We start from the raw sequence: 11,075 nt of genomic DNA on the forward strand, positions 1-11,075 counted from the left end.
CCTTAGAACTTGTAGGTCGCCGACAGCGACAGCGCGCGCGGCGGGCCGTAGTAGCCGCTCAACACGCCCAGCGAGGGGATGTTGTAGCCGTCGGTGCGGTAGGCCTGGTTCGTCAGGTTGTTGCCTTGCAGCGAGAACGTCCAGTTGCGGTCACGCTCCCACACCAGGCCGGCATTGACCAGGGTGTAGGCGCGCTGGGCGATGGCTTCGCTCAGGTCCGTCGTCGGATAGACCTTGGTGCGGTAGCTCAGCCCCACGCGCGAGCGCAGCAGGCCGCCCCAGGGCGCGGCAGCCTTCGCTTCGATGTTGAAGGCGGCGCTGAACTTGGGCGTGTTGGTGAACCACTTCGTCGAGGCCACGTTGACGCCACGGTCCAGGTACTCCTTGTACGTGGCATCGGTGGTCGCGACATTGCCGCTGAAGGTCCAGACCTGGTCGGGCCGCCATGCGAACTCGAGCTCGAGGCCCTTCACGTCGGCCTTGCCGGCGTTGGTGAAGTCGCCGAAGAAGCCCTGCGTGCCGTTGGCCATCGTGTAGGACGTGAACACCGACAGCTGCACGTTCTTGTACTTGTTCATGAACGCGGCTGCATTCAGCTCGAAGCGGCCGCCGTCCAGGCTCATCTTGGAACCGAATTCCAGCGAATCGAGCGTTTCGTCTTCGAAGGGCTTGCTGGAAGCGGGCACTGCGGCCGTGTTGGCACGCACGTTGTAGCCGCCCGACTTGAAGCCGCGCGAGAGGCTGGCGTACAGGTTGGTCGAGTCGCTGAGCTTGTAGTCGACGCCGATCTTGGGCGCGGTGTTCGTGACCTTGCGGGTCTTGTCGAAGTCGGCGCTGGTGGCCGTCACGGTCGTGAAGCTGTCGTTGCTGTAGCTGCGGTTCAGCACGATGGCATGCTTCTCTTCCTGCGTGTAGCGCACACCGGCGCTGGCGCCCAGGCGCGGCGAGAGCTTCCAGCTCCAGTCGGCATAGACCGCTTCGCTCTTGGTGTAGACGCGGCCGTTGGTGTCGCCGAACAGCAGGTTGAAGAAGTTGTTGCGCACCTGGCCGCCGGCGTTGCCGTCGAAGGTGTAGAAGCCGATCACGCCGTTGCTGCCGTTGCCGTCGTAGCTGAACTGCAGTTCGTTGCTGCGCGACTTGTCGGAGTAGTTGGCCAGCACGTCGGCGGTCTTGGCCGTCGTGCCGTCGAAGTCGATGCCGGTGGCCGTGTCAGACTGGCGCTGCGCGGTGATGAACTTGGCCGCCCAGGCGTCGCTCAGGTTCCAGGTGGCGGTCACCGAATTGCCCTTGGAGGTGGTGCGGTTCTTGTTCGCCATCGCCGTGCTGATGTCGAAGTCGCTGACCTGCGGCGGGTTCGCATTGAGGCGACGGAAGCCGCGCATATTGGACTTGTCGCGGGTTTCGTCGGCGCTGACCTGCAGCGTGAACGGCAGGCTCTTCGGGAAGTAGCCGACCGAGACACGACCGGCCTGCGTGTCCTGGTTGGAGACGTCGCTGCCGTCCGCCAGGTTCTTGCCGTAGCCATTGCGCTTCAGGCTGGCCACGGCCACGCGGCCGCGCAGCTCGCCGCTGTCGCTGCTCAGGTTGGCCGAGCCCTTCACGTTCATCTGGCCATAGCTGCCGACGGTCATGCCGATGGAGCCGCCGTTCTTGTCCTCCAGCGGCTTGGAGACGTACTTGACGGCGCCGCCGATGGTGTTCTTGCCGTACAGCGTGCCTTGCGGGCCGCGCAGCACTTCGATGCGCTGCACGTCAAACACTTCCAGCAGCGCGCCCTGCGGACGCGCGATGAACACGTCGTCGAAATAGATGCCGACGCCCGGGTCCACGCCCCACAGCGGGTCGGCCTGGCCGACGCCGCGGATGAAGGTGGTCAAGGTGGTGTTGCTGCCGCGCGCGGCATAGACGCTCAGGTTGGGCACCTGGCCTTGCAGGTCGCCGAGGTTCTTGATGTCCTTGCTTTCCAGCGCGGTGGCCGACAGCGCGGTCACGGCCACGGGCACGTCCTTCAGCGTCTCCTCGCGGCGGCGGGCGGTCACGGTCACGGTGTCCAGCGTGGTGACCTCGGCCTTGGCCTTGTCGTCGGACGGCTTCTTGTCGGCAGCCGCCTGCTGCGCATGCGCTGCGCCGCTCAGGGCCAGGGCCGCGGCCAGGCCGAGTGGCGAAAGACGCCAGAGGGAGGAAGGGGAAATCGAGGACGGACGAATGCTCATGTTGTCTCCGTTGTTGATCTGAAAGCGACTGGCGTCTGAAGCGCCATGACAGTTCTCCCTGCGCAAAAGCTGTGCCCGGATGCGCCACCCTGGTGCAAACCACTAGAGGCCTTGCCGTCTGCCCAGGCAAGCAGCCACGCCGGGGGCTGGACCCGGCACTTTCGGTGTCTGCCAGGTCGGATTTCGGTGGATCTGCACTGCCTGGAATTCAGGCAATGCCTGGGATTCAGACAGCCTCTTTCACTGGGCTGTCCAGCCTCCATCCACGGGCAAGGCCACGCCGGTGATGCCGGCGGCCGCCTCGCTGCAGAGGAATACCGCCACGTCGCCGATGCGCGACGGGGGCAGCAGGGTCAGGTTGGGTTGCTTCTCGCGCAGCAGCTCGCGGATGCCGGCCTGGCGGTCGCCGCCGAGCTGCGCCGCGCGGGCATCGATCTGCGGCTGGATGATGGCGGTGTCGGTCCAGCCAGGGCAGATGCAATTGACCGTGACGCCCTCGGCCGCCGTCTCCAGGGCCACGCCCTTGGACAAGCCCACGAGTCCATGCTTGGCGGCCAGGTAGGCACTCTTGTTGACCGAGGCCACGAGGCCATGCACCGAGGCGATGTTGACGATGCGGCCCCAGCCCCGGGCGCGCATGCCGGGCACCGCAGCCTTCATCGCATGGAAGGCCGCGGAGAGGTTGATCGCAAGGATTGCGTCCCAGCGCTCGGCCGGGAATTCGGCAATGCCGCAGGTGTGCTGGATGCCAGCGTTGTTGACGAGGATGTCGGGCGGCGCCAAGGCCTCGGTGGCCGCGGCCACGAGGCCGGCAGCGGCTTGCGCATCGGCCAGATTGGCCGGCACATAGGCGGCGCGCACGCCGTGGGCTTGGGCCAGCGCTGCGGCGATCTGCTGGCCGGCGGCCAGCGGCTCGATGCCGTGCAGCACCACGTCGGCGCCAGCGGCGGCCAGTTGCTCCGCGATGGCGCGGCCAATGCCCTGCGTCGCCCCGGTTACCACGGCGGTCTTGCCTTTCAGGCTCATCTCATGTCTCCAGTGTTTGTGTGAGTCGTTCGCGCAAGGTGGTCTTCAGCACCTTGCCGTAATGGTTCTTGGGCAGCGCCGCGACGAACTCGTAGCGCTTGGGCCGCTTGAAGCGGGCGATGCGGGCCAGGCACAGCGCGTCGAGCGCGGCCGCATCCACGCCGCCCTCAGCCACGACGAAGGCGACCACGATCTCGCCCCATTCGCGGTCAGGCTGGCCGACCACGGCCACCTCGTGCACGCCGGGCACGGCCAGCAGCACTTCCTCGACCTCGCGGGGGTAGATGTTGGAGCCGCCGCTGATGATCAGGTCCTTGCTGCGGTCCTTCAAGGTCAGGTAGCCGGCCTCATCCAAGGTGCCCATGTCGCCGGTCCAGAGCCAGCCGTCGCGCAGCGCCGCGGCGCTGGCCTCCGGCCGCTGCCAGTACCGCTGCATCACGGTCTCGCCGCGCACCAGCACCTCGCCCACCTGCCCGGCCTGCAGGGGCCGGCCTTCTGCGTCGGCCACACGCACCTCGACCAGCAGCTGTGCCCGCCCCACCGAGGCGACGCGGGCCAGCCACTGCGGATGCGCGGCGTCGGCCAGGTCCTCGCTGGGCAGCGCAGTGATCGTCATCGGCAATTCGCCCTGGCCATAGATTTGCACGAAACAGGGCCCCATCACACGCAGCGCCCGCTGGATGTCTTCCAGGTACATCGGGCCGCCACCATAGACGATGGTCTTGAAGCCAGTACCGCCACTGCCGCAGCGCTCGGCCTCGTCCACCAGGCGCCGCACCATCGTGGGCGCGGCGAACAGGCACAGCCGGCCCACGTCGCGCGCCAGCGCCAGCAGCTCGGCCGGCTCGAAACCCTCCGACACCGGCACCACATGGCGGGCCGCCCGGGCCACGAAGGCGAAGTTGTAGAGGCCGGCGCCATGCGACATCGGTGCGGCATAGACGATGGCATCGTCACTGCAGACGCTGGGGTCCACGTCCGAGAAGTAGCAGGCGGTCATGGCCAGCAGCATGCGGTGGCTCTGCACCACCCCCTTGGGCTTGCCGGTCGTGCCCGAGGTGTAGAAGAGCCAGGCAAGGTCGTCGGGCTCGACCGGCTGCAGCGCCAGCGGCGCTTGCCGTAGCGCCTCCGCGTAGGCGGTGCTGGCGGGCACCAGCAGGTTCAGCGACGGCAACGCCGCCCGCACCTCTTCGCGGAACGTGCTGCTGATACAGGCCAGCCGCGCACCGCTGTCCTCGACGATGTAGGCCAGTTCCTGCGCATGCAGCTTGGCATTGACCGGCACAGCCGCCAGCCCGGCCCACCAGCAGGCATAGAGCAGCTCCAGATAGGCCGGTTCATTGCTCATGAACAGCACGACCCGGTCGCCCGGCGCCAGCCCGTGCAACTCGCGCAGCGCGCACGCCAGCCGAGCCACCCGGTCGGCCAGCTCGGCGTAGTTGTGCAGCACCTCGGCGCCGAGCAGCAGCGCGGGCCGCGCCGGTTGCAGCGCGGCCGCGCGTTCGAGCAGGGTGGCGAGATTCACTTCAGACGCTCCAGCACGCTGACATAGCTGGCCACGGCCGAGCCGCCCATATTGAACACGCCAGCCAGTTGCGGATCGGGCAGCTGCATCTCGCCGGCCTCGCCGCACAGCTGCATCGCCGACAGCACGTGCATGGACACGCCGGTTGCTCCGATCGGATGCCCCTTGGCCTTGAGGCCGCCACTCACATTCACCGGCAACCGGCCGTCGCGCATGACCACGCCCTCTTCGAGCAGCCGGGCGCCCTGCCCTGCCGGCGCCAGGCCCATGGCCTCGTAGCTGAGCAGCTCGGCAATCGTGAAGCAGTCATGCACCTCGGCGAAGCTCAAGTCGTCGACCGCGCAGCGTGCGGCCGAGAGCGCCTGAGTCCAGGCGCGGCGCGGGCCCTCGAAGCTCACGGCGTCGCGGCGCGACATCGGCAGGAAATCGTTCACCTGCGCACGGCTGCGCAGGCGCACTGCGCGGCGGAAGTCGGCGGCCAGCGCCTCGTGGCAAAGCACGATGGCGGCCGCGCCATCGGACACCAGCGAGCAGTCGGTCTTGCGCAGCGGCGCAGCGATCAGCGGGTTCTTGTCGGAAACCGTGTTGCAGAACTCGAAGCCCAGGTCCTTGCGCATCTGCGCGAACGGGTTGCGCACGCCATTGGCATGGTTCTTGGCCGCGATGCGTGCCAGCGTCGCGCCGTGGTCGCCATGGCGCTCGAAGTAGGCCTGCGCCATCGTCGCGAAGATGCCCGGGAACGTGAGCCCGGCCGCCGCCTCCTCGCGCACATAGGAGGCATTGCCAAGGATGCGCGTGGTCTCCGCGCCGCTGACCGCCGTCATCTTCTCGGCACCCACCACGAGCGCGATGCGGGCGCGGCCGGCCTCGATGGCATCCGCTGCGGCGTAGAGCGCCGCGGCACCGGAGGCGCAGGCGTTCTCGACCCGCGTGGCCGGCGCCCAGCGCAGGCCTGGGTCGGCCTGCATCACCAGAGAGGAGGCGAAGATCTCGGGCACGAAGCCGCCGTTGAGCTGCCCGAGCCAGACGCCGTCGACCTTCTCGCCAGCCAGGCCGGCGTCGGCCAGCGCGCCCTGCGCCACCGTGCCGATCAGTGATTCCAGGTCCAGGGCGTCCAGACGCCCGAAGGGGCTGTGCGACCAGCCGACGATGCAAACTGCCATGGTGTCAAATCCGCGCTTCGCGCCCGATCGGCGCCGACGGATTTTGAGAAATCGCAGCGCCGCGCGAAACACGTACAACTACGTCAGGACCCTTACCGATGCCACGCCACCCGACCGAGCCGCCCGACGGCATGGACCTCGACACGCTGGCCCTGGCATTCGAGTTCGCGCCGGTAGGCCTGTGCGTCTCGCAGGACCGTCGCATCCGCCGTTGCAACCAGGCCTTCGGCGAGATGTTCGGCTACGCGAGCGACGAGCTGGCCGGCCAGTCGCTGGCCCTGCTCTATCCCTCGCCCGACGAATTCGAGCAAATCGGCGCCCAGGGCCTGGCCGTGATGCAGGACACCGGCCGCTACAGCGACGAGCGCATCATGAAGCACCGCAGCGGGCGGCTGTTCTGGGTCCATGCCTCCGGCCAATCGCTGCAGCGCGACACGCCGTTCGCCTGCGCCGTGTGGATGTTCGAGGACATCTCGGCCCGCCGCGCCGTGACCAACGACCTCACGGTGCGTGAGCGCGAGATCGTGCGGCAGCTGGCGGCCGGCGCCAGCAGCAAGCAGATCGCCCGCGTGCTGGGCATCAGCCCGCGGACTGTCGAGGGGCATCGGGCCCGCATCATCCGCAAGGTCGGCGCCAGCAGCGCGAGCGAGATGCTGGCGCGCCTGATGGGCCTGGTCTAGGAACGCCCGACCTTGTGCGGCCGGCCAGCGCGCGACGGATGCGGATCGATCAGGCCAGCACGATTTCGGCTCGCAGGCCCCCAGCTTCGCGGTTGCTGAGCGTGAGCGTGCCGCCCATGCGCTGCGTCAGGTCGCGCGCAATGTAGAGGCCCAGGCCCATGCCGCCGGTGTGGCGGTTGCGCGAAGCGTCGACACGATAGAAGGGCTCGAACACCGTCTCCAGCTGGGCCGGTGCAATGCCGGGGCCGCTGTCTTCGATGCTGATGCGCATGCCGCCGCGCTCGTCGCGCACCAGCCTCACATCGGCGCGGCCGCCATAGCGCAAGGCATTGCCGATCAGGTTGCCCAGCACGCGGCGCAAGGCTTGCGGCTGGATCTCGCGGACCAGGCTTTCGCCCTGAAAGGTGACGGCCTGGCCCTGCTCGGCCAGGTCGTCGCACATCGACTGCAGAAACGCGGCCACGTCGCTGGCCTGCGGCGCCTCGGCCGCGCCGCTGTCGCCGCGGAACACCTCGAGCACCGTGTCCACCAGGGCATTGATCTCGCGGATGTCGGTCACCGAGCGCTGTAGGGGTTCGGCGGCCAAGTCCATGGTTTCGAGCCGCATGCGAAGCCGGGTCAAGGGCGTGCGCAGGTCATGCGAAATGGCCGACACCATCAGCGCGCGCTGGCTGAACTGGCGGCGCAGTTGCAGGGCCATGCTGTTGAAGACTCGCGCAGCCTCCCGCACCTCGCGGGTGCCGCGCTGCTCGTCCAGTTGCGGTGGCGCCCCACCGGCATCAGGGCCGCTGCGGATGCTGGCGGCCAGGGCGTCGGAGGCCTTCACCAGCTTCTTCACCGGCACGGCGAGCCAGCGCGAGCCCCACCAGGCGGCCAGCGCAATCACCAGGAGGCGCACGCCGTAGTCCAGCAAGAGCACCTCGGTGGGCAGGCCGGGGCTGCGGCGCGGCAGCGGGCCGGTGCCGCCCATGTCGGGCCGCAGATCGGCGCCCTCGTCAGGCGGGCCGGGTTCGTCCCGCATCGGCGCAGGCGCTGGTCGGTCACCGCCAGGAGAGCGCGCGTCGGGAACGCCCGGCGTGGGCGGCAGCGAGGGGAAGGTCGGCAAGGAGCCCGGGGCCATGCGGCGCTCGTCACGCTGGTCGCGCTGGTCGAGATGCACCAGGCGCACGGCCGCATAGGCCAGCAGATGGCTGCCCACCAGCGCCGCCCACATCAGGAGGAAGAGGCGCTTGGCCAGGGTGTCGGTGAACCAGCTCAGGCGCATGGGGAAACCCGCACGTCAAATAGATAGCCCTCGCCCCGCAGCGTGCGTATCAGGCGCGGCTCCTTCGGTGAATCGCCCAGCTTCTGGCGCAGGCGCGAAACCGCCAGGTCGATGCTGCGGTCATTGACCTCGACGCCCGGCGCCCGGCTCATCTCGATCAATTGCTCGCGGCTCAGCACCCGGCCGGGCCGCTCGACAAAGGCATTCAGCAAGCGGTACTCGGCGCTCGAGAGCGCCACCACCACGCCGGCCGGCGAGACCAGCTGGCGCAAGAGCCGGTCGAAGCGCCAGCCCTGGAACTGCAGGCTGCGCTCGGACTCGGCCAGGCGCTCGCCCTTGTTCAGGCGGCGCCGCACCGCGTTGATCCGCGCCACCAGTTCGCGCGGCTCGAAGGGCTTGGCCAGGTAGTCGTCCGCACCCATCTCCAGGCCCAGCACGCGGCTGATCGGGTCGCCCTGGGCGGTCAGCATGATCACCGAACTCTCCGGATGCTGCTGTTGCAGCCATTGGCACAGCGAAAGGCCGTTCTCGTCAGGCAGCATCAGGTCGAGCACGATCACGTCGAAGCTGGCACTGTTCATCTGGCGCCGCATCTCGCGGCCGTCGGCAGCCATGCTCACCTGCATGGCAAAGCCCTGCAGGTACTGCTGCAAGGAGCCGCGGATCTCGGCATCGTCATCCACCACCAGCACGCGGGTCATGCCGTTCTCCGAAGTGCCCGGCGGGCAATCCGGAAACGATAACCCAGGCGCCATGCTGCGGCTCACACCGAGATGCCCACCGTCAGCGTGGCCGCATAGCCGGCGGCGACCGAGCCGGTCAGCGTGGCGAGCTGGGTGCTGTAGCCGTCGCTGAACACGTTGTCGCTGGCAAAGCTGATGCGGGCAAGATTGCTGACGCTGGCGCTGTAGCCACTGGCACTGCTGTAGACGGTGGAGCAGACATCGGTCGGGAAGGCCACTTGCGAGGTCTTCAGCTTGTTCGAGAACGAGGTGGCCGCCGCACTGCTGCGGTAGACCTCGAAATGCATGTGCGGCATGCGGCCGTCGTAGCAACCGGGGAAAACGGTGGTGAAGGTGACCGTGCCGTCGCTGCCGGTGACCTGCACGCCACGCAGATAGTTCTCCGCCGTCACGCCGCTGGAGTACATGGAATAGCGGCCTTCGCGGTCGCAATGCCAGAGGTAGATCGCATAGCCAGCGAGGTCGGCGCAGGCGCTGTTCGTGTTCACCAGGCGCAGGGTGATCGTCAGAGGCACGCCGCCCGCCGTGCCGCTGGCGCCAGCGATGCTGGTGCGGATGTCGGAACGCAGGATGCCGCTGAGCATCAAGGCATTGGCCACGCCCCCGACCGAGCTGTTGGAGCCGTCGCCGGGGTAAGGGCCGGCGGTTTCTTCGGGAATGAGGCTGCAGCTGCCGGTCGGTGTGGTGGTCGTACCGCCAGTCGTTCCCGTGCCCGAGCCGCTGCTGGTCGTGGTGGTGCTGCCGCCGGCGGAGTCACCGCCGCCGCCACAGCCCAGCAGGCCCAGCACACCGGCGCCGGCCAGCCAACCCAGGGCACGGCGGCGCTGGTGCATGAGCTGGTCGAGGTCGTGGGCCAGGCCCAGGTCGTGATCTTGGTGAGGTGGCTGCTGCATCGCTTGCTCCTGTTCGAATGCCTGGCCGCCATTGCAACGCCCGCCCTTGTCCACCGTTTGCCCGATTTGTGTCGGCATTGACATCCGGCACACCCGCGATGCGTGACACTAGGGCCTGATCCGCTGTCAGCCCTCCTGAAACCCGTGCTCCTGTCGCTGCGACAAGTACCGCCCATCGTTGCCTGGCCCCAGGTCGCGCGCCCGCCGACCCGGCTGGAGCAATGCCTGCTGCTGGCCTTGCTGATGCATGGCCTGCTGGTGGCATGGCTGGGCTCGGCGCCCGGCTCGGCGCGGCCGGGTGAAGGCATGTGGGGTCGCATCAATGTGACGCTGCGAGGCGAGCCCGGCCCGCAGCGCGACGGCAGCGACAGCCCGGCTGCGCCGAGCAAGCAGCTTGCCGAGGCCGCAACGGACAAGACACCGCGCATCGGCGGCAAGGTGCGCACCGAAGCGCCTGCCACCGATGCCGCGCCCGGGGCGGCCCGCATCGGCCAGACCAATCCAAACCGCGAAGAAGAGACGCTGAGCCGCATTGCAGATACCGCGCCCGGCGGCCAGCTGCAGCCCCTGCCCAGCGAGAAGCTCGGCGCCGCCAGTCTCAGCGTCAACAGCGCAGCGCCGCCCACCCTGCCGCCCACGCCGCAGCCGCAGCTGCGGGGCCAGGTCAGCGCGGTGTCGCAAAGCAGCTTGCAGAAACTGCCGGCCCTGCCCTCCAGCGCCGAGGTCGCGGTGACCGCACCCAGCCTGAGCCCCAGCACCCGCGCAGTGGCGCCGCCGGAAGCCTCGACCCTGAAGGCCCTGCCCAGCAGCCTGCCTTCGGCCACCAGCGTCACCAGCGCGATTCCCGAACTGGCGACCGCGCCCAAGCCAGTCTCCAGGCACAGCGAGGCCGCCGCCAATCCGCTGATCGCCAAGCCACTGCCGGCCTTGCCCAACCGCGTGCAAACCGCAGACACCGTGCTGCCGGCCCTGCCCCAGGCGCCGACGCCAGTGGGCACGATCAGTGCGACTGCGGCCCCGCAAACGCCGAGCAAGCCGCTGCCCAGCCTGCCCACGGCAGTGCAAGCGAGCACTGCGCCGACGCTGCCCTCCTTGCCCGACACGCCCAAGCCCGGGCCCGAGCCGACTCAGACAACAGCCGCAAGCCAAGCGCCGGCAGCCCCGCCCGCCAGCAGCATCTCACCAGGCAGCACCTCGCCAAGCGCCAGCGAAGCACCGCAGCGCACCGTCACCAGCCCCGGCGCCAGCAACGCGCCGGCGGTGGGCGCGCCGGACGCCGGCAGCCGCGTCGGTGCCGACCTGGCCCTGCCCCCGGCGCCCGGTGCCAGCGCGCCCAGGCTGGACCTGAGCCTGCCACGCACCGGCGGCCCCCTGGCCCGCCAGGGCGTGAAGGGCATGCTGGACGTGCTGCCGGTGCCGCCCGACAAGAAGACCAAGCTGGAGCAGGAGGTCGAGGCCGCCAAGCGCGCCGACTGCCGCCGTGCCTATGAACAGGCCGGCATCCTCGCCGTGGTGCCGCTGGTGCTGGACACCGCCCGTGGCAAGGGCTGCACCTGGAAATAGGCAGG

General features: G+C 68.9%; 9 protein-coding genes. 2 read left to right on the top strand and 7 right to left on the bottom strand.

Annotated features, from left to right (window positions below; all coding sequences use genetic code 11):
* Positions 1-2 precede the first annotated feature (2 nt).
* From ABT392_RS15590 to ABT392_RS15605, 4 genes are all read right to left on the bottom strand, one after another.
* Entirely contained in the window at positions 3-2,213 is a 2,211-nt protein-coding gene (locus ABT392_RS15590; RefSeq protein ID WP_334278278.1) for a TonB-dependent receptor, read from the bottom strand.
* Between the two features lie 240 nt (positions 2,214-2,453).
* Entirely contained in the window at positions 2,454-3,239 is a 786-nt protein-coding gene (locus ABT392_RS15595; protein ID WP_395385367.1) for a 3-hydroxybutyrate dehydrogenase, read from the bottom strand.
* 1 nt (position 3,240) lies between these two features.
* Entirely contained in the window at positions 3,241-4,764 is a 1,524-nt protein-coding gene (locus ABT392_RS15600) for an AMP-binding protein (RefSeq protein WP_464970814.1), read from the bottom strand.
* On the bottom strand, positions 4,761-5,927 hold the full coding sequence (locus ABT392_RS15605) for an acetyl-CoA acetyltransferase (RefSeq protein ID WP_395385365.1): 1,167 nt from the start codon (positions 5,925-5,927) through the stop codon (positions 4,761-4,763). Before ABT392_RS15605 ends, ABT392_RS15600 begins: the two co-directional genes overlap by 4 nt.
* A 98-nt stretch (positions 5,928-6,025) precedes the next feature.
* Between ABT392_RS15605 and ABT392_RS15610 the strand changes: the two genes are divergently transcribed.
* Complete coding sequence (locus ABT392_RS15610) at positions 6,026-6,607, top strand: LuxR C-terminal-related transcriptional regulator (RefSeq protein WP_334278282.1); 582 nt, start codon at positions 6,026-6,028, stop codon at positions 6,605-6,607.
* A gap of 49 nt (positions 6,608-6,656) precedes the next feature.
* Here ABT392_RS15610 and ABT392_RS15615 read toward each other — a convergent pair whose 3' ends face one another.
* The 3 genes from ABT392_RS15615 to ABT392_RS15625 all read right to left on the bottom strand — a co-directional run bounded on the left by ABT392_RS15615 (position 6,657) and on the right by ABT392_RS15625 (position 9,507).
* The gene (locus ABT392_RS15615; protein WP_334278283.1) at positions 6,657-7,871 is read right to left on the bottom strand and encodes a sensor histidine kinase; all 1,215 of its coding nucleotides are present in this window, start codon (positions 7,869-7,871) and stop codon (positions 6,657-6,659) included.
* Positions 7,862-8,572, bottom strand: a complete 711-nt coding sequence (locus tag ABT392_RS15620; protein ID WP_334278284.1) for a response regulator transcription factor — start codon at positions 8,570-8,572, stop codon at positions 7,862-7,864. The genes ABT392_RS15615 and ABT392_RS15620 overlap by 10 nt, the downstream gene beginning before the upstream one ends.
* A gap of 62 nt (positions 8,573-8,634) precedes the next feature.
* A complete protein-coding gene (locus ABT392_RS15625) occupies positions 8,635-9,507 on the bottom strand; it encodes a dioxygenase family protein (RefSeq protein ID WP_395385364.1) in 873 nt (290 codons plus the stop codon).
* Between the two features lie 144 nt (positions 9,508-9,651).
* Between ABT392_RS15625 and ABT392_RS15630 the strand changes: the two genes are divergently transcribed.
* Complete coding sequence (locus ABT392_RS15630; RefSeq protein ID WP_395385363.1) at positions 9,652-11,070, top strand: hypothetical protein; 1,419 nt, start codon at positions 9,652-9,654, stop codon at positions 11,068-11,070.
* The last annotated feature ends 5 nt before the right edge of the window (positions 11,071-11,075 follow it).

The sequence above is a fragment of the Paucibacter sp. JuS9 genome (assembly GCF_044043925.2).
Taxonomy (GTDB): Bacteria; Pseudomonadota; Gammaproteobacteria; order Burkholderiales; family Burkholderiaceae_C; genus JAUASW01.

Coding starts and splice junctions, on each gene's coding strand:
- ABT392_RS15590 (WP_334278278.1), bottom strand. CDS start 2,213: ATGAGCATTCGTCCGTCCTCGATTTCCCCTTCCTCCCTCTGGCGTCTT.
- ABT392_RS15595 (WP_395385367.1), bottom strand. CDS start 3,239: ATGAGCCTGAAAGGCAAGACCGCCGTGGTAACCGGGGCGACGCAGGGC.
- ABT392_RS15605 (WP_395385365.1), bottom strand. CDS start 5,927: ATGGCAGTTTGCATCGTCGGCTGGTCGCACAGCCCCTTCGGGCGTCTG.
- ABT392_RS15610 (WP_334278282.1), top strand. CDS start 6,026: ATGCCACGCCACCCGACCGAGCCGCCCGACGGCATGGACCTCGACACG.
- ABT392_RS15615 (WP_334278283.1), bottom strand. CDS start 7,871: ATGCGCCTGAGCTGGTTCACCGACACCCTGGCCAAGCGCCTCTTCCTC.
- ABT392_RS15620 (WP_334278284.1), bottom strand. CDS start 8,572: ATGACCCGCGTGCTGGTGGTGGATGACGATGCCGAGATCCGCGGCTCC.
- ABT392_RS15625 (WP_395385364.1), bottom strand. CDS start 9,507: ATGCAGCAGCCACCTCACCAAGATCACGACCTGGGCCTGGCCCACGAC.